The 22,538-nt window shown below is 72.3% G+C and carries 15 protein-coding genes and 1 pseudogene; 8 read left to right on the forward strand and 8 right to left on the reverse strand.

The annotated features are described in order from the left end of the window. Positions 1 to 115: 115 nt before the first annotated feature. The gene (locus ABZT14_RS04855; RefSeq protein WP_356297116.1) at positions 116 to 838 is read right to left on the reverse strand and encodes an RDD family protein; all 723 of its coding nucleotides are present in this window, start codon (positions 836 to 838) and stop codon (positions 116 to 118) included. Between the two features lie 359 nt (positions 839 to 1,197). Between ABZT14_RS04855 and ABZT14_RS04860 the strand changes: the two genes are divergently transcribed. The 5 genes and pseudogenes from ABZT14_RS04860 (at position 1,198) to ABZT14_RS04880 (ending at position 6,202) form a co-directional block, all read left to right on the forward strand. Continuing rightward, complete coding sequence (locus ABZT14_RS04860; protein WP_356297119.1) at positions 1,198 to 2,052, forward strand: bifunctional methylenetetrahydrofolate dehydrogenase/methenyltetrahydrofolate cyclohydrolase; 855 nt, start codon at positions 1,198 to 1,200, stop codon at positions 2,050 to 2,052. Beyond that, a complete protein-coding gene (locus ABZT14_RS04865; protein ID WP_356297122.1) occupies positions 2,042 to 2,575 on the forward strand; it encodes a DUF3017 domain-containing protein in 534 nt (177 codons plus the stop codon). The genes ABZT14_RS04860 and ABZT14_RS04865 overlap by 11 nt, the downstream gene beginning before the upstream one ends. Positions 2,576 to 2,764: 189 nt before the next feature. Then, positions 2,765 to 3,979, forward strand: coding sequence for an NADP-dependent isocitrate dehydrogenase (locus ABZT14_RS04870; protein ID WP_356297125.1), 1,215 nt, complete (start codon positions 2,765 to 2,767; stop codon positions 3,977 to 3,979). Between the two features lie 330 nt (positions 3,980 to 4,309). Next, positions 4,310 to 4,651, forward strand: a pseudogene (locus ABZT14_RS04875) (helix-turn-helix transcriptional regulator); the annotation flags it as partial. A gap of 228 nt (positions 4,652 to 4,879) precedes the next feature. After that, positions 4,880 to 6,202 carry a DUF2690 domain-containing protein gene (locus tag ABZT14_RS04880; RefSeq protein ID WP_356298510.1) on the forward strand — a complete coding sequence of 441 codons (1,323 nt, stop codon included), beginning with the start codon at positions 4,880 to 4,882 and terminating at the stop codon, positions 6,200 to 6,202. Positions 6,203 to 6,558: 356 nt separating this feature from the next. Here ABZT14_RS04880 and ABZT14_RS04885 read toward each other — a convergent pair whose 3' ends face one another. Continuing rightward, a complete protein-coding gene (locus ABZT14_RS04885; RefSeq protein ID WP_356297128.1) occupies positions 6,559 to 6,714 on the reverse strand; it encodes a hypothetical protein in 156 nt (51 codons plus the stop codon). A gap of 412 nt (positions 6,715 to 7,126) precedes the next feature. On the opposite strand from ABZT14_RS04885, the gene ABZT14_RS04890 reads away from it, so the two are divergent. After that, complete coding sequence (locus ABZT14_RS04890) at positions 7,127 to 8,116, forward strand: malate dehydrogenase (RefSeq protein WP_356297130.1); 990 nt, start codon at positions 7,127 to 7,129, stop codon at positions 8,114 to 8,116. 286 nt (positions 8,117 to 8,402) lie between these two features. After that, on the forward strand, positions 8,403 to 9,266 hold the full coding sequence (locus tag ABZT14_RS04895; protein WP_356297133.1) for an SGNH/GDSL hydrolase family protein: 864 nt from the start codon (positions 8,403 to 8,405) through the stop codon (positions 9,264 to 9,266). Positions 9,267 to 9,401: 135 nt separating this feature from the next. Here ABZT14_RS04895 and ABZT14_RS04900 read toward each other — a convergent pair whose 3' ends face one another. Continuing rightward, on the reverse strand, positions 9,402 to 12,425 hold the full coding sequence (locus tag ABZT14_RS04900) for a glycoside hydrolase family 38 C-terminal domain-containing protein (protein ID WP_356297135.1): 3,024 nt from the start codon (positions 12,423 to 12,425) through the stop codon (positions 9,402 to 9,404). A 593-nt stretch (positions 12,426 to 13,018) separates the two neighbouring features. Then, positions 13,019 to 13,354 carry a hypothetical protein gene (locus ABZT14_RS04905; protein WP_356297137.1) on the reverse strand — a complete coding sequence of 112 codons (336 nt, stop codon included), beginning with the start codon at positions 13,352 to 13,354 and terminating at the stop codon, positions 13,019 to 13,021. Between the two features lie 93 nt (positions 13,355 to 13,447). Between ABZT14_RS04905 and ABZT14_RS04910 the strand changes: the two genes are divergently transcribed. Continuing rightward, entirely contained in the window at positions 13,448 to 14,425 is a 978-nt protein-coding gene (locus ABZT14_RS04910) for a helix-turn-helix domain-containing protein (protein WP_356297139.1), read from the forward strand. A gap of 47 nt (positions 14,426 to 14,472) precedes the next feature. On the opposite strand, the gene ABZT14_RS04915 is transcribed toward ABZT14_RS04910, so the two are convergent. From ABZT14_RS04915 to ABZT14_RS04930, 4 genes are all read right to left on the reverse strand, one after another. Beyond that, complete coding sequence (locus ABZT14_RS04915) at positions 14,473 to 15,972, reverse strand: amino acid adenylation domain-containing protein (protein ID WP_356297142.1); 1,500 nt, start codon at positions 15,970 to 15,972, stop codon at positions 14,473 to 14,475. Positions 15,973 to 16,055: 83 nt separating this feature from the next. Further along, positions 16,056 to 17,732: a condensation domain-containing protein gene (locus ABZT14_RS04920; protein ID WP_356297144.1), complete on the reverse strand. Its 1,677-nt coding sequence runs from the start codon at positions 17,730 to 17,732 to the stop codon at positions 16,056 to 16,058. A gap of 2 nt (positions 17,733 to 17,734) precedes the next feature. Further along, a complete protein-coding gene (locus ABZT14_RS04925; RefSeq protein WP_356297147.1) occupies positions 17,735 to 21,133 on the reverse strand; it encodes an amino acid adenylation domain-containing protein in 3,399 nt (1,132 codons plus the stop codon). 51 nt (positions 21,134 to 21,184) lie between these two features. Further along, positions 21,185 to 22,525, reverse strand: a complete 1,341-nt coding sequence (locus tag ABZT14_RS04930; protein ID WP_356297150.1) for a M20/M25/M40 family metallo-hydrolase — start codon at positions 22,523 to 22,525, stop codon at positions 21,185 to 21,187. Positions 22,526 to 22,538 lie beyond the last annotated feature (13 nt).

Consider the following 22,538-nt stretch of genomic DNA (forward strand, 5'->3'; position numbering starts at 1 on the left):
TATTATTTTTTTTTTTTTTTGTTTTTATTTTTTTTCATAAAACATACTGGTGATGGGTGGGGCGCCCCCCCCCCCCCCGCCCCCCCCCCCCCGACGGGGTTGATCCCGCGAGGGGTCAACGGGTCTTGATCACCAGCGTGTTGGCGGCACGGTCGTGCCAGCCCTGGAGCTTGCCGGAGTTGTCGAAGAACGGCGACAGCCAGACCAGGATCATGCCGATGTAGCACAGGAAGGCGCCGACCACCGGGATGATGTAGCGCACGAAGCCGTTGCCCAGGCCGGGGGGCTGGCCGGTGCCCTCGTTGACCACCTTGATGCCCAGGGCCATCTTGCCGAGGGTCGCGCCCATGGTGGAGATCATCAGCCACTCGTAGAGCAGCAGGAAGACCGACATCACGGCCATCATGGCGAACATGGCGCCCAGTGCGCCGAGGGACTCGTCGGTCCTCTCGTTCAGGCAGGTCGCGTAGTCCGGCGAGGCCGGGTCACAGTTGTTGGTGGTGCTCTCCGCGATGCCCAGGGTGCCGGCCAGGCCGGCGAACATCACGATGCTGACGACCACGCTCATGATCACGCCGTCCAGCAGCCGGGCGAGGAAGCGCTCGCCCATGGTGGCCAGCTTGACGGTGCCCAGGTACCCGATGTTGATGTAGCCGTTGTTGGCCTGGAGGGTGCCGGGCTGCTGGGGATAGCCGTACCCCGCCTGCTGGCCCTGGGGGTACCCGTAGCCGGGCTGCTGGCCGTATGGCTGCTGCTGCCCCTGCTGTGGGTAGCCGTATCCGGGCTGCTGGCCGTAGGGGTTGTTGGGGTCCTGGCCAGGTGGCGGTGGATAGCTCACTGGCGGTTACCTCCGAGCGGTGAGGGACGGAACGGGCCGGCGGGGTCCGGGTGCGACGGCTTCCGTCCCGCAGAGTGCTGCGTGAGGTGCGTGCGATACACGATGTCTCCCCCGAAACTCCAGCGCCGGGAGTCGGCCTCTTCACGAACGTGCCCCGGCGCCAGCCCACATGGTGGTCGCTTGGCCCACGTACTGTCCAGCGCGGGGGAACGAGTGTGGCGAAACCGCTACCTCCCAAGGGAAAACGGCTCCGCTCCGACCCGGAATCCGACCGGGAACCACGGGGCGGAGGGGACCGGTGAGTCCGGGGTGCGGGCACGAGTGGAGCCGGAGGCGGCGTATCCGACAAGATGGGGCGCATGTCCGCCCAGATTCTCGATGGCAAGGCCACCGCAGCAGCGATCAAGTCCGAAGTCGCCTCCCGGGTGGAGGCCCTGAAGGCCCGGGGCGTCACGCCCGGCCTGGGCACCCTGTTGGTGGGTGACGATCCCGCCAGCCAGAAGTACGTGGCGGGCAAGCACCGTGACTGTGCCCAGGTGGGCATCGAGTCCATCCAACGGCAGCTCCCGGCGACCGCCACCCAGTCCGAGGTCGAGGCGGTGGTACGGGAGTTGAACGAGGACCCCGACTGCCACGGCTACCTGGTGCAACTCCCGCTGCCCCGGGGCATCGACGCCAACCGGGTGCTGGAGCGGGTGGACCCCGACAAGGACGCGGACGGCCTGCACCCCACCAACCTGGGCCGGCTGGTGCTGGGCGAGCCGGCGCCCCTGCCCTGCACCCCGTACGGGGTGATCCGGCTGTTGCGGCACCACGGCGTGCCCATCGAGGGCGCCCGGGTGGTGGTCGTCGGGCGGGGGATCACCGTGGGCCGCTCGTTGCCGCTGCTGCTGACCCGGCGCTCGGAGAACGCCACCGTGACCCAGTGCCACACCGGCACCCGGGACCTGTCGGCCGAACTGCGCCGGGCGGACATCGTGGTGGCCGCGGCCGGGGTGCCGCACCTGGTCAAGCCGGAGGACGTCAAGCCCGGAGCGGCGGTGCTGGACGTGGGCGTCAGCCGGGACGAGAGCGGCAGGATCGTGGGCGACGTGCACCCGGGGGTGGCCGAGGTCGCCGGCTGGCTGTCACCCAACCCGGGTGGGGTCGGGCCGATGACCCGGGCGCAGCTGCTGGTCAACGTGGTGGAGGCGGCCGAACGTCATGCCGGCTGACCGTACCGAGACCGTGACCGGGGCCGGCGGGGCCGCCGCCCCGTCGGGGAACGACGACCGCCCGGCCGGTTCGCTCGCCGCCCGGGCGCTGGCCGTGGCGTGGCGTACCCGCGGGGCCGGCGACTCCGGCGCCCCCCGGCGCCGTTCCCGACGGTTCCCGGTGATCACCCGGGATACCGCCCGCCCCGAGGGCGGCGGCCGGGCCGCGTCCGGTGACCTGCCGGCGCCGGCCCGACAGTGGCCGCTGCTGACGGTGCTGGGTCTGACGGTGCTGGGCCTGCTGGTGACCCTGCTGGAGTTCCGTACCGGCACCCTGCTGGTGGGGGTGGCGATGCTGGTGGGGGCCGCGTTGCGCTGGCGGCTGCCCTCGGTGGGGATGCTGGCCGTACGGTCGAGGTTCACCGACCTGTTGACCTACGGGGTGCTGGGCGCGGCCATCGTGCTGCTGGCGTTGATGGCGCAGCCCAAGCCGCTGGTGGAGATCCCGTTCCTGGGGAGCCTGTTGCACTTCTCCGTCAGGTAGCGGCCGGCCCCTCGCCGGCGAGGTGGTGGGGCGGCCGTGGTGGGGGCCCGCTCGGGTGTCCAGTATCTTGATGGCGAGATAGTTTGACCGACACAGAGAACACACAGTGGCCGTCGAGCATCGTGACCGTGTCAACCAGGACCGGGGCGGGCGACGCCACGAAGCCGCGTGAGAGGGACGTACCACCTCATGGCCAAGATCAAGGTTGCCAATCCCGTCGTCGAACTCGACGGCGACGAGATGACCCGCATCATCTGGCAGTTCATCAAGGACAAGTTGATCCTGCCGTACCTCGATGTCGAGCTGAAGTACTTCGACCTGGGCATCGAAGAGCGTGACCGTACGAACGACCAGATCACGGTCGACGCGGCCAACGCCATCAAGGAGCACGGGGTGGGCGTCAAGTGCGCCACCATCACCCCCGACGAGGCGCGGGTCGAGGAGTTCGGCCTGAAGAAGATGTACCGCTCGCCGAACGGCACCATCCGCAACATCCTGGGTGGCGTCATCTTCCGCGAGCCGATCATCATGTCCAACGTGCCGCGTCTGGTGCCGGGTTGGACCCAGCCCATCGTGGTCGGCCGTCACGCCTTCGGTGACCAGTACCGCGCCACCGACTTCAAGGTGCCCGGTCCCGGCAAGCTCACCATGAACTTCGTGCCCGAGGACGGCTCGGACCCCGTCGAGCTGGAGGTGCACGACTTCCCCGGCTCCGGTGTGGCCCTGGGGATGTACAACCACGACGAGTCCATCCGGGACTTCGCCCGCGCCTCGTTCCGGTACGGCCTGGCGCGTGACTACCCGGTCTACATGTCGACCAAGAACACCATCCTCAAGGCCTACGACGGCCGCTTCAAGGACCTGTTCCAGGAGGTCTTCGACGAGGAGTTCAAGGCCGACTTCGAGGCCAAGGGCCTCACCTACGAGCACCGGCTGATCGACGACATGGTCGCCGCCGCGCTCAAGTGGGAGGGCGGCTACGTCTGGGCCTGCAAGAACTACGACGGCGACGTGCAGTCCGACATCGTCGCGCAGGGCTTCGGCTCCCTCGGCCTGATGACCTCGGTGCTGATGTCCCCCGACGGCAAGACCGTCGAGGCCGAGGCCGCCCACGGCACGGTCACCCGCCACTACCGCCAGCACCAGCAGGGCAAGGCCACCTCCACCAACCCCATCGCCTCCATCTTCGCCTGGACCCGTGGCCTCGCCCACCGGGGCAAGCTGGACGGCACCCCGGAGGTCACCAAGTTCGCCGAGACCCTGGAACAGGTCTGCGTCGAGACCGTGGAGAACGGCCAGATGACCAAGGACCTCGCGCTGTTGATCGGCCCCGACCAGGGCTGGCTCACCACCGAGGAGTTCCTCGCCGCCCTGGACGAGAACCTCCGCAAGAAGATCGGCTGAACCCGGGTCGGCCGCGCCGACACCGGTAGGTGAGTCCACCGCCCGCGGCGGGCCGGGCCCGGAGACGACCCCCCGGGTCCGCCCACCGCGGGCTGTGCTTACGTCCCCTTTCGCCCGGGCCCGGCCGGGGAGGGGGCGACGCGGAGGATCTTGAGCACCCGCCCGGAGGTGGCACACTGTCCACACATCCGGGCCAGGGGCGGCCACCGGGAAGCCGTGGCGGTCCGTCACCGGATACGCCCCCGAGCCCGTCCGTCGGGCGCCCCACCGGGCGAGGTCGGACGGGCTCGTCAGCACAGTCGGCACACCGGGGGGACGAGGGGGAGCGCGATGCCTCGATGGAGGTCGCTACCAGAGGAACTCGATCCAGAGATACGCGACTTCACCAACCAGCTGCGGCGGTTGGTGGATCGAAGCGGCATGAGCATCGCCACCATCGCCGACAAGACCGGGTACAGCAAGTCCTCCTGGGAGCGGTACCTCAACGGACGGCTGCTGCCACCCCGAGGAGCCACCCAGGCACTGGCCGAGGTCACTGGCACCGAACTGCGCCATCTGGCCACCCTCTGGGAGCTGGCCGAGCGCGCCTGGAGCCGCGCGGAGATGCGGCACGACGTGACCATGGAGGCCATACGGGTCGCCCAGGCCCGCGCCGCCCTGGAGGAGGCCGGGGCCGATTCCGGCCCCAAACGACGCTGGCGTCGAGGCCGCAAGGCCAAGGACGAAGCGAAGGGGACCCAGGGGACCAAGGGGGGCGCCGCTCCCGGCGCACCCACCCCGGCGCCTCCGCCGCCCCCGCCCGCCGCCTCCACCACGCCGCCCTCGGTCCCGCGCCAGGGCCCGCCCCCGCCGGGTGCCGTCGGTTCCGGCCCGGACCGACCGAGGGTGGAGCACACCACCGTGCTGTGGGGTTCCGGCCTGCGGAAGGGGCGTACCGCCCCACCCGAGGACGCGGACTCGGGGAGACCGCCCGGCCGGACCGCCCCGGACGGCACCACGGCCACCCCCCGGGGCGAGCGCCCCGAGGCCCCCGCCCGTCCCGGAGCCCCGGCGCCCGCCGAGGGCGCGTCGTCCGGGAGCGCGCCCGCTGACGAGGGCCGTCAGACGCCCTCGGAGGGCAGGGGGGCCCGCGAGGTCGACTGGCCGCGACCGGAGGAGCCCGGTACCGGGGCCACCCAGCGGCCCTCCGAACTCCCCGACCGCCAACCCGAGGGGCCGGCCGACGAGGCCGGTAGGGCCGGCAAGCCGGACCAGGCCGACGAGGCTGACCGGAAGACGTCGCCGGCCGAGCCCGGCACCGCACCGGCGTCGGACCCCGTCGGCCCCGAGCCCTCCTCCGGCACACCGGGGGCGGCCTCCCGCCGCCCGGCCGGTGACTTCCGGGTGGACCTCGACCTGTGGCGACCCCGTGGGCCGGAGTCGGAGGAGGAGGTGCCCGGGGTGGAGGAGCCGGACGCCATCTCCAAGTTGTTCGCCCCCGTGCCCCGGACCTCCGAGCCGCCGTCGGCGCCGGCCAACCCGGCCACCAGGCCCACCCCGGCCGCCCGGTCGGAGGACGGGACCGCCGTCACCCCGGCCGCGCGTCCCTCGCCCGGCCCCCACTCCCCGTACGGCGCGGGAAGCCCGTACGGCGCCGGCTCCCCGCCCCCGCCCTACGGGAGCCCTCCCGGTGCGGCGTCCCCCCAGCAGGCGCCCGGCCCGGAGGGGGCGTCCCGTTCCGGCCGCCGCCGCTGGGCGATGGTGGTCGTCGGGGTGGTGGGCGCCCTCGCCGTGGTGGGCGGGGCGTTCGCGGTGACCCAGTGGACCGGGGACGAGGGCAACGCCAGCCAGCCGTCCACCTCACCGACCCCCAAGGACCCGGACCTGCCCAAGGGCGTGAAGTGCGAGGGCAAGCACTGCGCGGGCGAGGACCCGGAGGAGATGGGGTGCGGCGGCCAGTACGCCCGTACGGCGGGAACCGCCCGGGTGGGCACCGCCTTCGTGGAGGTGCGCTACAGCGAGGTCTGTTCGGCCTCCTGGGCGCGGGTGACCGAGGCGCAGCCGAACACCAAGGTGCGGATCTCCTTTGGCAAGCGCGAGGAGTCCGCCGACGTGGGCCAGGACGACGACGCCTACACCGCGATGATCGCGGTCACCGACTACGACGACGCCAAGGCCTGCGCCACCACCACGGCCGGACAGCGGGGTTGCACCGCGGTGGTCCAGCCGGACGCGGACGAGTAACCCCCCAGGCGGGGGGGCCGGGTTCGGGCCTCGGGCGGGGCGCGGCCGTGGGTCGGCGGTGACTTCTCGGGAGGCCGTTTCCGGGGCACCCCAACGGTTTTCCCGTAGGCCTCGTTTTTTCTGGCATGGGTCGGTGGGTTCCGGGGCAGGCGTGCCGTAGCCCCCCACGGGTCACGCCGCGCAGCTGGTCACTCACTCACGGGAGCCGGGAGTGATCGCTGCGGCTGTTCGGGAAGCCCCAGGGTTCCGACCTCGCCGTCGGACCCCTGGGGCTTTTCAGTGTGCGGGCGGTGCCCCCGTGTCCCCGGAGGTTCCCGCCGGATCCGGTGCCCGACCCCAGGGGGCCGGTCACCGGATCAGAGGCCGGACTGGTGGAAGTCGGTGGGGGAGTGCCGGGACTGGTGGAAGTCGGGCGGTGCGGCCAGGGCGTCGGTGGCCCAGCTGAGGAACAGCGGCAGGGACAGGGACAGGGCGAGGAGCGCCGCCAGGGCGCCACGGGGTGGTCGTCTCATGTCAACTCACGCTATACGTGGGGCAGTTCACCCAACAGTGGCCGAAGCGGAACCCCTCGGTCAGGGCGAGGAGAACCGGGCCGAAAGTGGCCGCCCCTCCCCTACGGTGCCTCCTCGCACTCCCGGCTCCGCCCCACCCGGGGCTGGCCCTCGGTGGGGAGGCCGACCCTCCCGGCACGCCGGGCCCTCGCCCCGGAGGGGGCGGTGGTCGTGTCCGCGGGCTTCGGACCGGTCGGGGTGCCGGGGGCCCCAAGGGCCGGTCGGGGCCCGTGCGCTGGGCGGATGCGGTCGCGGAGCGGTGGTCGGATAGCCTGACGCGGGATCTCTCCACATCGAGAGACCTGAGCCAGGACCCGTCGGGCTCTACGACCAGAGTCCGGCTTCACCACCGCCAGGTACTACGGAGAACGCCATGACCCGCACTCCCGTCAACGTGACCGTCACCGGAGCGGCTGGCCAGATCGGCTACGCCCTGCTGTTCCGTATCGCCTCCGGCCAACTGCTGGGCGCGGACGTGCCGGTCAAGCTGCGCCTGCTGGAGATTCCACAGGGGTTGAAGGCCGCCGAGGGCACGGCCATGGAACTGGACGACTGTGCCTTCCCCCTGTTGCAGGGCATCGACATCACCGACGACCCCAACGTGGGCTTCGCCGGCACCAACGTCGCGCTGCTGGTCGGCGCCCGCCCGCGTACCAAGGGCATGGAGCGCGGCGACCTGCTGGAGGCCAACGGCGGCATCTTCAAGCCGCAGGGCAAGGCCATCAACGACCACGCCGCCGACGACGTGAAGGTGCTGGTGGTCGGCAACCCGGCCAACACCAACGCCCTGATCGCGCAGGCCGCCGCCCCGGACGTACCGGCCGAGCGGTTCACCGCCATGACCCGCCTGGACCACAACCGCGCCCTGTCGCAGCTGTCCAAGAAGACCGGCACCCCGGTGTCCGAGATCCGCCGGTTGACCATCTGGGGCAACCACTCCGCCACCCAGTACCCGGACGTCTTCCACGCCGAGATCGCCGGCAAGAACGCGGCCGAGGTCGTCAACGACGAGAAGTGGCTGGCCGACGAGTTCATCCCGACCGTCGCCAAGCGGGGCGCGGCCATCATCGAGGCCCGGGGCGCCTCCTCGGCCGCCTCCGCCGCCAACGCCGCCGTGGACCACGTCCACACCTGGGTCAACGGCACCCCGGCCGGCGACTGGACCTCCATGGGTATCCCCTCCGACGGCTCCTACGGGGTGCCCGAGGGCCTCATCTCCTCGTTCCCGGTCACCTGCGCCGACGGCCGGTACGAGATCGTGCAGGGCCTGGAGGTCAACGACTTCTCCCGCACCCGTATCGACGCCTCCGTGCAGGAGCTGTCCGAGGAGCGCGAGGCGGTACGCGGTCTCGGTCTGCTCTGAGTCCGGTACGCCGCTGACGACGGCCCGCCCCGAGTACGGGGGCGGGCCGTCGCGCCGTCCGGGGTGGGCACACCCGCCCCAACGGCACCTCCTCTCCCGGGAGTGCGGGGCCGAGGAGGTGCCGCGCAGGGATGACAGCCTGTCAACTCCGCCTTTTGTCAGTTTGGTGAGTGGTGTACGCCACAACGGTCGTCCATGATGAGCCTCGTTTCGTCAGGCCGCCCCACACGGTGTCGCAACGGACTGTTCTGGGCTGCCTCCCGTACCGAGAGTTCAGGAGACGACCATGCGCAAACTCGCTCGTGTCGGGGCGGTGGCCACCGCTGTCACAGGGCTGACCGTCTGTCTGAGTGCCCCCGGACACGCCGCCGAGGCGGAGGCGTCCCCCTACGTGGCGCTCGGGGACAGCTACAGCGCCGCCTCCGGGGTGCTGCCCCTGGACCTCTCGACCAACCCGCTGTGCGCGCGCTCCACCAAGAACTACCCCAACGTCATCGCGCAGGCCACCGGCGCGGACCTCACCGACGCCACCTGCGGCGGGGCGAAGACCGACCACTTCACCAAGTCCCAGTACCCGGGTGTGGGCCCGCAGTTGGACGCCCTGAGCGAGGACACCAAGCTGGTCACCCTCACCATCGGCGGCAACGACAACGGCACCTTCATCAACGCCATCCTCAAGTGCGGCCTAGCCGGGCTCACCAGCCTCGGCAAGGGCAGCCCCTGCAAGGACGCCAACGGCAGCAGCTTCGAGGACGACGTACGGAACAAGACCGCCCCGGCGGTCAAGGAAGCCCTGTCGCAGATCCACGAGCGGGCGCCCCAGGCCAAGGTCGCCATCCTCGGCTACCCGCACATCATGCCGGCCGCCTACGACAAGTCCTGCTTCCTCAAGATGCCCATCGCCGAGGGCGACGTGCCCTACCTGCGGTCGTTGCAGAACACCCTCAACGGGGTGGTGGAGAAGGCCGCCGCCGACACCGGCACCACCTACGTGGACATCGCCTCGGCCTCCGAGGGCCACGACGCCTGCTCCAGCGACCGCTGGGTGGAACCGGCCCTGTTCGGCACCAACTTCGTGCCCGTCCACCCCAACGCCAAGGGTGAGGCCGAGATGGCCAGCCTGACCATGAAGACGCTCGGTCTGAACTAGGGCGAGCCGTTCGGATCCCGGGCGAGCGGGTGAGCGCGCTCCGGTGTCCGTGCGCCGTGGGACAGCGGAACGGTGGGGGTCGTCGACGCGACGCGTCGACGACCCCCACCGCCACACCCGGTGGTGTGAGCGCCGTCAGTCCCCGACGGCCAGCCGCAGGGTGAGGATCTGGAACGGCCGTAGCCGCACGGTCAGTTGACCCTCGTCCAGTGCGACGTCCCCGCCCTCCTCCACGGGGCGCTCCAACAGGTCGGTGACCCGGGCGGAGGCCACCGGGAAGTTCGGGGTGAGCGTGGCCGAGGCCCGGCCGCCCCGGCACTCGTACAGCCGCAGCACCACGTCACCACTACGGTCCTCGGCCAGCTTCACCGCCTCCACCACCACCTGGTCGTTGTCCGAGGTGACCAGGGGAGCCACGTCCCGCGCCCCGAGCAGCACCCGGGGCGGCAGGTTGACCTGGTGGCCCTCCCGTACCGCGTCCACCAGACGGGCGCCCGGAGCCAGGGCGTAGCGCAGCAGGTGGGTGCCCTGGTCGGTCTCCGGGTCCGGGTAGCGGGGCGCCCGCAGCAGGGACAGCCGGACCGTGGTGGTCTGGCCGCCGTCCGGGCGTACGTCCCGGGTCACGTCGTGCCCGTAGGTGGAGTCGTTGAGCACCGCCGCGCCCCAGCCCGGTTCCTCCACCTGCACCCAACGGTGGGCGCAGATCTCGAACTTGGCCGCCTCCCAGGAGGTGTTGGTGTGGGTGGGCCGGTACACGTGCCCGAACTGGGTCTCCGAGGCCGACCGTTCGGCCTTCACGTCCAGCGGGAACGCGGCCTTGAGGATCCTCTCGGTCTCCCGCCAGTCCACCTCGGCGTCCAGGTCGACCCGTACCGCCCCGGCCCGCAGGGTGATCCGCTGCTCCACCGTGGAGTCGCCGAAGGCGCGGCGGACCACCACGGTCGCCGCCTCCCGGTCGGCCGGGGCCAGTTCCAGGGAGGTGACCTCGGTCAGGTCGGTGACCTGGTGCCGGTAGAAGGCGTCCAGGTCCCAGGCGTCCCACATGTTGGGGAAGTCGGGGTGGACCTGGAGCAGGTTGCCGTACCGGCCGGGGGCCAGCGCCTCCCGGTCGGCCCGCAGGTCGACCACCGAGGTCAGCAGGCCCCGGTGGTCGACCTCGACCGACAGCAGCCCGTTGTCCAACCGCCAGCCCCCGTCGGCCCGTTCGGTCACGGTGACCGGGGTGTCGGCGGGTACGGCCGGGGCGGCCCCGCCGGCGGGCACCCCGTCCCGCTGGTGCGGCGCCCCGTTGAACACCAGCCGACGGTCACCCTCACCGGCCAGGGCGCGCTGCGCGGAGTCGATCAGCTCCTCCAGTTCGGCCCGCACCCGGGCGTAGGTCTCCCGGGCCTCGCGGTGCACCCAGGCGATGGAGGAGCCGGGCAGGATGTCGTGGAACTGGTGCAGCAGCACCGTCTTCCACAGCTCCTCCAACCGCTCGTACGGGTAGGAGTACTCCGGCACCCGTACCGCCGCCGTGGACGCCCACAGTTCGGCCTCCCGCAGCAGGGACTCGCTGTGCCGGTTGCCCTGCTTGGTCTTGGCCTGGGAGGTGTAGGTGCCCCGGTGGAGTTCGAGGTACAGCTCGCCGGCCCACACCGGGGCGTCCGGGTACTCGGCGTGCGCCTTGGTGAAGAACGCGTCGGGCCGCTCGATCTCCACCCGGGGCGAACCCTCCAGGTCGGCGGTGCGCGCGGCCCGGGCCAGCATCTCCCGGGTGGGGCCCCCGCCGCCGTCGCCGTGCCCGAAGGGGGCCAGCGAACGTGAACCGGCGCCCTTCTCCTGGTAGTTGCGGGCCGCGTGGGCCAACTCCCCGCCGGTCAGCTCGGAGTTGTAGGTGTCGATCGGGGGGAAGTGGGTGAACACCCGGGTCCCGTCGATGCCCTCCCACCAGAAGGTGTGGTGCGGGAACTTGTTGGTCTGGCTCCAGGAGATCTTCTGGGTGAGGAACCAGTCCGACCCCGACAGCCGGACCAGCTGGGGCAGGGCGGCGGTGTAGCCGAAGGAGTCCGGCAGCCACACCTCCCTGGTCTCGACGCCGAACTCCTCCAGGAAGAACCGCTTGCCGTAGAGGAACTGCCGGGCCATGGCCTCACCGCCGACCATGTTGGTGTCCGACTCCACCCACATGCCGCCCACCGGTACGAACTGGCCCTCGGCGACCTTCTTCTTGACCCGGGCGTACACCTCCGGCCGGTGCTCCTTGATCCACGCCAACTGCTGCGCCTGGGACATGGCGAACCGGAACTCCGGGTGCTCGTCCATCAGGTTGACCACGTTGGACGCGGTACGGGCGACCTTCCGCACGGTCTCCCGCAGCGGCCACAGCCAGGCCGAGTCGATGTGGGCGTGGCCCACCGCGCTGATCCGGTGCGCCGAGGCGCGGGCCGGCGCCGAGAGGACCTCGGCGAGCTGTTCCCGGGCGGCCGGGGCGCTGCCGACCACGTCGGTCAGGTCCACCGCGTCCAGGGCGCGTTCGGCCGCCCGCAGCAGCTCCCAGCGGCGGGCGTCCTCCGTCGGCAGGTGGGTCATCAGCGACTCCACCACCTCCAGGTCCCGCACCAGTTCCCACACCTGCGGCTCCCAGACGGCCAGTTCCATCCGCCGCAGCCGGTACAGCGGCTGGTCGGACGCGGTCAGCCGGTCGCCCTCGTCGGTGGGGTGGTGGTCCACCAGGATCGGGTTGGAGGCGGCCTCCACGTACAGTTCGACCGACTCGCCACCGCGCACCGGGGAGCCGATCCGCACCCAGTCGTTGTGGGGGTGGAGGCCCTTCACCGCCTCACCGTCCGGCCGGTACACCAGCCCCTCGCACTGGAAGCCCGGCAACTGCCGGTCGAAGCCCAGGTCGAGTACGGCCTCCACGGTGCGGCCGGCCCAGGCCTCGGGCACCGTCCCGGTCAGGCGGAACCAGGTGGTGCCCCAGGCCGGGCCCCACTCCTGCCCGACCCGCCCCGGCTGGTACGGGGCCGCCAACCCCTGGGCGACCGGCACCGGTTCGCCCGGCGCCTCCCAGCGTTCGAGGGTCAGCGGTGCGGTGGAGGAGTGGACGGCGGGCCGGATACGTTCCTGGAGGACCCGCCTCAGGCGGGCCTCCACAATGGCGCGGTCGTCGTGCATCACGTCGCTCTTTCGTCGGGGGTCGTCGGGGGCTGTTCGGGGTTTCTGACCGGTCGTGATCGACCGTGCCCGGTGTGGGCCCCCGATAGTCGGTCCCGGTGCCCCGGACTTGCGGCCCGGCCGGTGGCCCCGGCCCACGGTCCCGGCCCGGGGAGGTGCTGACCAGGGCCGGGGTGCCTTTCGGTGTCCGCCTCGTCGGCGGTCGGTGCCTCGGGTGCCTCCTGGTGCCCGGCCGTGGTCCCTGCTCCCTGCTCCCTGGTCCCTGCTCCCTGCTCCCTGGTGTCTCGGGCGCGTGGGGCTGGTGGTGCGTGGGGTTGGTGGTGCGTGGAGGTGGCGGTGTTCGGTACGTCCTTGCCGGTGCGGTTCGCCTCTGGCGGCTCCCGGCGCTCCTGGTGGGGGTCGCTGGTCTGGGGCGCTGCCTTGGGGCGCTGTCTTGGGCCGGCCGGTGTGGTGCCGGCCGACCTGGTGGCCGCCCCCGTGGGGGCGCCTGGGGCTCGACCGGGGTCCGGCGGTGGCTGGGGTGTGAAGTGGGGGCGGACGCCCTGGGCCCACCCCCTGGGGGAGTGGGCCGGGTGCGGGTGGACCGCCTCCGGTCACAGCAGCGCGGGGCGGCGGGCCGACTCGGGGGCGGCCGGCGGCCGTTCACCCTCCGGGCGGCGCCGTCGGGAGGTGGCGGAGGTGGCGGGTGAGGTGGTCGAGGGGGCGGGAGTGGCGGGAGCGGCGGGGGTCGTCGGAGGGGTCGCCGTCTCCGGTGTCGAGGGGGAGGCGGGTAGGGGCTGGCGCTCGCCTCGTTCGGCGGCGCGGAGTCGCCTGTCCACGCGGTACTCGGCGAGGGCGCCGATCACGGCGGGGGCGGCCAGCAGGGCCACCAGGCCGAGAAGTGCGGTGATATCGCGGATGTCACGGATGAGGTCAACTGTGGTGTTCATGTCCTCAAGGGTGGTCTGCCGGGGCGCTCGGCGGCAGTGGCAGGACTGACCGCAACCCTCGAATTACTGCCAACGGTGCGGCATACTGTCCCCATGCTGAAGAACGTCGCCGTCGCCCTCACCCACGGAGTCCACGCCTTCGAACTCGGCGTGGTCGCCGAGGTCTTCGGCCTTGACCGCAGCGACCAGGGGCTTCCGGTCTACGACTTCGCCCTGGCCGCCTGCGAACCCCGCCCCCTGCGGGCCCACCCCGGCTACACCATCGACACCCCGCACGGCATCGAGCGGCTGGCCGAGGCGGACCTCATCGCCGTACCCGCCGGGGACGACTACGGGAGCCGCGAGTTCCCCCCGGAGTTGCTGGAGGCGCTGCGGGCCGCCGTGGACCGGGGGGCCTGGGTGCTCAGCGTGTGTGCCGGCGCCTTCCTGGTGGGCGCCGCCGGACTGCTGGACGGCCGCCGTTGCACCACCCACTGGCGGTACACCGACGAACTGGCGCGGGCGCACCCCCAGGCACGGGTGCAGGCGGACGTGCTCTACGTGGAGGACCGGGGCGTGATCACCTCGGCGGGCACCGCCGCCGGTATCGACGCCTGCCTGCACCTGGTGCGCCGCGAACAGGGCAGCCACGTCGCCAACGGCATCGCCCGGCGCATGGTGGTGCCCCCGCACCGGGAGGGCGGCCAGGCCCAGTACATCGAGCACCCCCTGCCCCGCCAGTGCGGCGACGACGCCATCGGCGGGGCCCTGCGCTGGATGGAGGAGCACCTGGACCAGGAGGTGACCGTGGCCGCCCTCGCCGAGCGGGCCCACCTGTCGGCCCGTACCTTCGCCCGCCGTTTCCGGCAGGAGACCGGCACCACCCCGTACCAGTGGCTGCTGGGGCAACGACTGCTGCGCGCCCGCCACCTGCTGGAGGACACCGACCTGACGGTGGAGGCGGTGGCCCTGCGCTGCGGCTTCGGTGACCCCGCCGTGCTCCGCCACCACTTCCTCAGCCGGCTGTCCACCACCCCCCAGGCCTACCGCCGCACCTTCCGGGGCCCCACCGACCTGTCCCGGGCGGGGTAGCCCCGGAGCTACCGCAGGCCGTGGGCGCGGGCCACGGCTCCGCCCCGTCACCCCACGAGCGCGCGGCGGTCCACCTTCCCGTTCGGTGTGAGGGGGATCTGGTCCAGGACCGCCAGGCGCCCCGGCAGCATGTACACGGGCAGGGTTCGGCGCAGGTGTGTGTGGAGTTCGCCGAGGTCCGGGACCTCGGTTCCGGCGACGTGGGCCACCAGGACGTCCTCGTCGGCCGTGCCCGCCGCGCGGGACAGGGTCACGACCGCGTCCTTGACCCGTGGATGGGTGAGCAGCGCCTCCTCGACCTCACCCAGCTCGATGCGGTGGCCGTGGAGTTTGACCTGGGTGTCGATACGGCCCATGAACTCCAGGCCGCCGCCGTCCTCGGTACGACGCACCAGGTCACCGGTGCGGTAGAGGCGCTCGCCGTGCGCGCCGAACGGGTCGGGGACGAAGGCCAGGGCGGTGAGGCCGGGGCGTCCCAGGTAGCCACGGGCCAGGCCCGCCCCGCCCATCAGCAGTTCACCGGACTCACCGGGCGGCAGGTGCCGGCCCTCCTGGTCCACCACCAGTGCCCGCAGTCCCGGGACCGGCTCCCCGATCAGCGGCTTGGGGCGGTCGGCGGACGGGTCGTGACTCTGTTCGGTGCAGGCGATGGTCACCTCGGTGGGGCCGTACACGTTGTGCACCGTCCGGGTGGGGGAGGACCAGCGGTCGGCCTGGTGGCGGCTCAACTGCTCCCCGCCCACGATGAGCGTCCGCAGGTCCGGCAGGTCGGCCGGTTCCAGCAGGGGCATCATCGCCGGCGTCGTGGAGATCGTCGTCACCCGCTCCTCGCGCATCAGGGCGGTGAGGGCGCGCGGGTCGAGCAGGGTCAGGGCCGACCCCAGTACCAGGGTGGCGCCGTTGGTGAGGGCCCCGAACATCTCCATGACGCTGGGGTCGAAGCACGGGTTGGTCAGCTGGAGCCAGCGGTCACCGGGGCCGAGGGAGAACCGTCGGGCGATGTGGTCGGTCAGGTTCAGTACGCCCCGGTGCGTCAGCAGTGTGCCCTTCGGACGCCCGGTGGAGCCGGAGGTGTAGATGACGTAGGCCAACTGGTCCCGGTGCGGCGGCTGTTCGGGGGGCTCGGCCGGTGCGAGCCCGGCCAGCATGTCCACCGTGAACGGGTCGTCCAGACACAGCGGGACGGCCTCGTCGCACACCAGGTGCGCCAGCCGGGTGTGGGTGAGGACCAGCTCGCAGCCGGCGTCCCGCATCAGGTGGCCCAGGCGGTCCGCCGGCTGGTCCGGGTCCATCGGCAGGTACGCCCCGCCCGCCTTCATCACCCCCAGGGCGGCCAGCGGGAGGTGCGGGCCGCGATCCGTGAGCACGCCCGTGACCGATTCCCGGCCCGCACCCATGCGGCGCAGGTGCGCGGCCAACTGGTCCGCCCGGGCGTCGAGTTCGGCGTACGTCCACTCCTCACCCTCGAAGCGGAGGGCCGGTGCGTCGGGTGTGCGACGTGCCCATTCCCGTACCCGCTCGTGCAGGCAGTGGTGTTCCTCGTGCATGAGTGCCCCGTCGTGTCGCGAGGGAACGTGCTCGTTCCTGGGATTGGTGCCGGTGCCTGGCGGTGCCCGCTCGTCCGGCCGGTTCAGCCGGTCAGCAGTTCCCCGGAGTCCGCCGTCTCCGGGACGGGCTCCGCCAGCAGGTCGTGGATGGTGTGGCGGCCCAGCATCCGGTCCAGCGGCAGTTCCAGTCCGTGTTCCCGGGCGGCCATCACGATGCGTACGGCGCGCATCGAGTTGCCCCCCAGCGCGTAGAACTCGTCGTGGACGCCGACCCGAGGGGCCTCCAGCGCCTCACGCCACAGCTGCGTGAGCAGGTGCTCGGCCGGTGTACGGGGAAGCCCGTCGGACGACGGCGCGCTCCCGCCCGGGTGGGCGCCCTCGTACTCGTCGGCGGGCGGGTCCTCCACCTCCGTGCGGTCACGTGCGGCGAAGGCGTCGGCCACCGGGCAGGGCAGCGCCGACACGGGGGTGCTCGGCGCCGCCGCGGCTGCCCGCAGGACGTTCGTCAGCGAGGTCGCCACCAGCCGTGCCGTCTCCTCCGTGAACAGGTCGGCCGCGAGGGAGACGTGACCGCCGATGGCGTCGTTCTTCTCCGACAGGTCGGCGACCACGTCGAAGTGGAGCGAGGCGTCGGGCAGGTCCACCGGTTCCAGTTCCACCCCGGCGATCTCGGCGAGGCCGAGTGGCGCCGGTTGCTGCACGTTGAGGAGCGTCTGCGCCAGGGGGAGCCGTCCCGCCCGGCGGTCGGCGTGGGCCCGCTCCACCATCAGCTCGAAGGGGACGTCGGCGTTCGAGTACGCCTCGACGCACCGGTCGCGTACCTGACCGAGCAGTTCCGCGAAGGTCGGATCGCCGGAGAGGTCCAGACGCACCGGCAGGGTGTTGACGAAGAACCCGACCAGTGCTTCGAGGGCCACGTCGCCGCGCCCCGCGACCGGCATACCGACCACGAGGTCCTGTTGCCCGCTCCACCGGGACAGGACCACGCCGTACGCGGCGAGCGCCACCATCGTCGCGGTCACGCCCGTGCTCGCCGTGGTGAGGCGCAGCTGTCGCACCACGGGGGCGGCCACCTTCACCGGAGCCGATACCGCCGTCCAGTCCCGGTGCGCGCCGGCGCGCCTGTCGGTCGGCAGCCGCAGGTCGCGTACGCCGGCCAACCGCGTGCCCCAGTAGTCCAGTTGGCCGTCCAGCTCGCCCGACGTCACCTGCTCCGCTTGCCACACCGCGTAGTCCGCGTACTGGATGGGCAGCTCCTCCAGCGTGTGCGGTGTCCCGGCGAGGGACGGCGCGTAGAGCAGGGTCAGCTCGTGCAGCAGGACGCGCAGGGACAGGCCGTCACAGACGCTGTGGTGGACCAGGGCCAACAGGACGTGGTCGTCGTCGGCGAGCTTGAGGAGCGTGCAGCGCAGCAGCGGCCCCTGGGCGAGGTCGAACGGCTCCCGGCTCAGTTCGTCGGCGGTGGCGACCGCGCCTTCGAGGCCGCCCGACACCTCCCGTACCGGCAGGTCGACCGGGCCGGGGGCGTACACCACCTGGGCGATGTCGGTGCCGTTCAGACGCAGTACCGTGCGCAGGACCTCGTGCCGCTCGACCACCGTGGTCAGGGCGTGGCGCAGCGCGTCCGGGTCGATCCGGCCGCGCAGCCGCAGGGCGGCGCGCATCGTGTACAGGGCGGTGTTCCCCTGCGTCGCCTGTTCCACCAGCCACAGTCGGCGCTGACCGAAGGAGCTGGGAAGGGCGAAGAGTTCCTCGGTCATGCTCAGGACTCCGTAACGGACGTAGCGGATGTAGGGGACGCCGTGGACGCCGTGGACGCGGTGGCCGGGGTGGACGCGGTGGCCGGAACGCGGTAGGCGGACCGGTCGACGCGGCGCAGTGCCGGGCCGCCCGTCGGGCGGCGCCGCGCCTCGGCCACCGCCTCGGCCAGGGCGCGCACCGTGGGCGCCGCGAAGAGTCGGTTCAGTGACAGCTCCACGCCGTAGTGGGCGCGGACCCGGGCGACCAGCTGGGTGGCCAGGAGCGAGTGGCCGCCCAGGTCGAAGAAGTTGTCGGTGGCGCCGATCGGCTCGACGCCGAGCACCTCCGCCCAGAGGGCGGCCAGTTCCCGCTCGACCGGTGTACCGGGGGGTTCGTGAGGCGTCGGGGAGTGGACGGGCTCGGGGGAGGGGAGCCGTCCACGGTCGAGCTTGCCGTTGGGGCTCAGGGGCCAGTCGGGAACGGTGACGAAGGCTCCGGGGACCATGTGGGCGGGCAGCGACTCCCGTACGTGGGAGCGCAGTGGGGCGGCGTCGGGTACGTGGTCCGGGCTTGCCGGGCGTACGTAGCCGACCAGCATCGGGGTGCCGGAGCCGCCCGTGCGCAGGGTCACCACCGCCGAGTCGACGGCCGGGTGCGCGCACAGCGCGTGTTCGATCTCGCCGGGTTCGATGCGCATACCGCGCAGCTTGACCTGGTGGTCGAGGCGGCCCAGGTACTCCACGGTCCCGTCCGGGCGCCACCGGGCGAGGTCGCCGGTGCGGTACAGCCGGCCGCCGGGCTCCCCGTACGGGTCGGGCACGAAGCGTTCGCCGGTCAGGCCGGGGCGGTGCAGGTAGCCCCGGGCCACGGCGACACCGCCGATGAGGAGTTCGCCCGGCACACCGACCGGTACCGGCTGGCCCCGGTGGTCGACCAGGTGGACCCGGGCGCCGTCGATGGGCCGGCCGATCGGTACCCGGGTGCCGTAGCCCTCGGCGCAGGCGTACACCGTGACGTCGACGGCCGCCTCGGTCGGGCCGTACAGGTTGAACACCGCCGTCTCGGGCAGCAGTTCGGCGCACTCGGTGACGAGCGCGGCGGGCAGTTCCTCGCCGCTGCACACCACGCGGGTGAGGTGGCCGCGTACGCGCGGAAGACCTGTGGCGCTCAGGAACGCGGCCAGCATCGACGGCACGAAGTGGACGGTGGTGACGTCGGCCGTGGCGACGAGTTCGGCGAGGTACTCGGGGTCACGGTGCCTGCCCGGCTCGGCGAGGACACATCGGCCGCCGACCATCAGCGGCCAGAACAGCTCCCACACGGACACGTCGAACCCGGTGGGTGTCTTCTGCAGGACGCCCTCACCGACGTCGAGTCCGAAGGCGCGGTGCATCCACAGCAGGCGGTTGACCACCGCGCGGTGCTCGTTCATCGCGCCCTTGGGGCGGCCGGTGGAGCCGGAGGTGAAGAGGGCGTACGCCAGATCGCGGGCACCGACCTCGACCCCTGGACGCTCGCACGGGCGGGACGAGATGTCGGCGGCGTCCTCGCGGTGGCACAGCGTCGCGGCGCCGGAACGGGTGATCGCGTCCAGGAGTTCGGCGGGGACGGCGCCGGCGTCGGTGACGACGATCGGGGCACGGGCGTCGGTGAGCACCGCCTCGGTGCGGGCCGGCGGGTAGTCGGGCTCCAGCGGCAGGTACCCGGCTCCGGCCTTGAGTACCGCGAGCAGCGTGACCATCAGGCGGGGGCCCCGGGGCAGCGCCACCCCGACCACCTGGTTCCGGCCCACGCCCCGCTCGCGCAGTGCCCACGCCAACCGGTTGGCCTGGCGGTCCAGTTCGGCGTAGGTGAGCCGGACGTTCTCGTACTGCACGGCGACGGCGTCGGGGGTGCGGTCGACCTGCGCCTCGATGTGACCGTGGACCGTGGGCACGTCCGTGGGTACGGCGGGACGGCGCCCGCCGCTCCAGTCCCGGGTGAGCAGCTCGTGGTCGGCCTCGGTGAGGACCGGCAGGGCGGACAGCGGGGTGTCCGGGTCCTCGGTTCCGAGGACGAGCCGCAGGGCGGTGGCGAGGCGGTCGGCGGTGGCGCGGTCGAAGAGTTCGCTGCTGTACTCGATCTGGCCGTCGTAGCCGCCGTCGGTACGCGGGGTGAGGAGGACGGCCAGGTCGAACTTGGCCGTTCCGGTGCGCAGTCGTACGGGATGCATCACCAGCTCGCCCGCCACGATCGGTGCCTGCGGCGCCTCGTCCACCTGGAAGAGGTGGCGGATCAGGGGTGCACGTCCGCCCGCGTCGCGAGGGGGCCGCAGCTCGTCCACGAGGTGGTCGAAGGGGATGTCGGCGTTGCCCCGGGCGTCGAGGGTCGTGTCGTGCAGGCGGCGGACGAGGTCGTTCAGACCCGGGTCGTCGGACACGTCCACGCGTATCGGCAGGGTGTTGACGAAGAAGCCGACCAGGGAGGCGGTCTCGGCCCGCCCCCGCCCGGAGACCGGGGTGCCGACGACGAGGTCGCTCTGCCCGCTGAAGCGGGCCAGTACGGCGAGGAACGCGGCGATGCCGACCACGAACGGGGTGGTGCCGTGGGCCTCGGCGAGACGGGCGACGCGGCGGGCCGCGTCGGGCGCGACGGTGAAGGTGGCGAGTTCGCCGGCGAAGGTCGGCCGCGCGGGGCGCGGCCGGTCGGTGGCCAGGTCGACGAGTGTGGTGCCGGTGAGCCGCTCGCGCCAGTGGTCCAGCTGGGCGCGGGCGGCGGGCGAACCGGTCCAGTCGGTCTGCCAGTGCGCGTAGTCGGCGTACTGGACGGGCAGTTCGGGGAGTGTGGGCGTCCGGTCCTCGGTGTACGCCCGGTACAGCTCGACCAGTTCGCGGACGAGCACCTGGAGGGACCAGCCGTCGGAGACGACGTGGTGCATGGCCAGGACGAGCAGCCGCCCGCCGGTGCCGGTGCGCAGCAGCCGGGCCCGCAGCAGTGGCCCCTCCGCCAGGTCGAAGGGCTCGGCGGCGACGGCCTCCGCCCGCTCCAGCGCGGTGCTCTCCTCGGCCTCCGCTCCCAGGTCCAGCGGGTGTACGGGGCAGGGGGCGGGGGGCCGGACGCGCTGGCGGACCTGCCCGTGTTCGTCGGTGTCGAAGACGGTCCGCAGCACCTCGTGGCGGCGTACGACCTCGGTGAGGGCCCGCTCCAGGGCGTCGTGGTCGAACGGGCCCTCCAGCCAGACGCCACAGCCGATGTTGTACGCCGGGTTGCCGGGCTGTAGCTGGTCGAAGAACCACAGCCGGCGCTGCCCGTGCGACAGCGCGGCGGGTGCCGCGCTGTCGGGACGTACGGGGATGCGCGCCTGGCCACCGCCCAGCCCCCGCTGGCGGCGCAGACGTTCCAGCAGAGCGGCCCGCTGCGGGGAGAGGAACTCAGATGACATGGGTATCTCTGGCCTTCGTCTCGGGCGGCGTACGAACGGGTCTTCGCCGGGTCAGGGGTAGTCGCGCAGCAGGTCGGTGAGGCAGCGGGTGCCGAACTCGAGGGCGTCGACGGGGACGCGCTCGTCCGCGCAGTGCAGCATCCGGCGGTAGCTGCTTCCGGCGGGCAGCAGGAGCGGGAGCCAGCCGTAGCAGCGGATACCGAGCTGGGCGAAGAGGCGGGCGTCGGTGGACGCCGGGCTCATCATCGGCAGCGGCACACCGTCCGGGTCGGCCTCGCGCAGGAGGGATTCGAGGCGGTCGAAGAACGCCCCGAACTCCGGCTCCACGATGCGGTCCTGGTGGACCTTGCTGCCTTCCAGGAGCAGTTCCATGGGCACGTCGTCGCCGATCAGCGCGCGCAGTTCCGCCGTGAAGTCGGCCACGTCGAAGTCGCCGGGCAGGACGCGGCCGTCCACGTCGACGGTGATCTCCGCGGGCACCATGTTGGTCTTGTCGCTGGTGCGCACGATCGTCGGGTTCACCGTGTGCCGCAGCACCGAGTCGAGCTGGAGCGCCTCGGCCTGCGGGATGCCGGCGGGGGGCGCGTCGCCGGCGGTGTCGGCCCGCAGCTGGGAGATGTGGCCGGCCAGCGGTTCGGGCAGCGTCTCGGCGAGCGCGGCCAGCATCCGGTCGGCCGCCGGCATCTGGTGGCGCGGCAGTCGTACGCCGCTGAGCGCGGTGAGGATCCTGCCGAGGCGTGCCATCGGGTTGTCGGGCGGTGCGAGCCGTGAGCCGTGGCCGCCGGGGCCGCGCAGGGTCAGACGCAGCCAGGCGGCGCGCTTCTCGGCGACGACGATCGGGTGGAAGCGCACGCCGGCGAGTTCGATGCCGGCGCCGCCCTCCTCACCGATGGCGTAGCGGATGCCCTCGAAGAGTTCGGGATGCTCCCGTACGAGATAGCCCGCGCCCTCCCTGCTCCCGTTCTCCTCGTCCGCGACGACGGCGAGCACGACGTCACCGGCGGGGCGTTCACCGCGTTCGATGAGGCGGAACAGGGCGGACAGCATCATCGCCAGGCCGCCCTTCATGTCGATGGCGCCACGGCCCCAGACGTGACCGTCGACGATCCGGGCTTCGAACGGCGGGTGCGTCCACTGCTGGTCGGTGACGGGGACGACGTCGGAGTGGGCGTGCAGCAGCAGCGGGGGCGCCTCGCCCCGGCCCGGTATCCGGGCGACGAGGTTGGTGCGTTCCGGGTTCGGGCCCAGGACCTGGTACTCGATGCCCGCGTCGACGAGGAGCTTCTCCAGGTAGGTGACGCAGGCGCTCTCGTTGCCCGGCGGGTTGGTGGTGTCGATGCGGATGAGGTCCTGTAGCAGCGGTACGGGGTCGGTGGCGAGCGGGGCAGACATGGGGACCTTTCCG

Source organism: Streptomyces sp. NPDC005438, assembly GCF_040606315.1.
Taxonomy (GTDB): domain Bacteria; phylum Actinomycetota; class Actinomycetes; order Streptomycetales; family Streptomycetaceae; genus Streptomyces.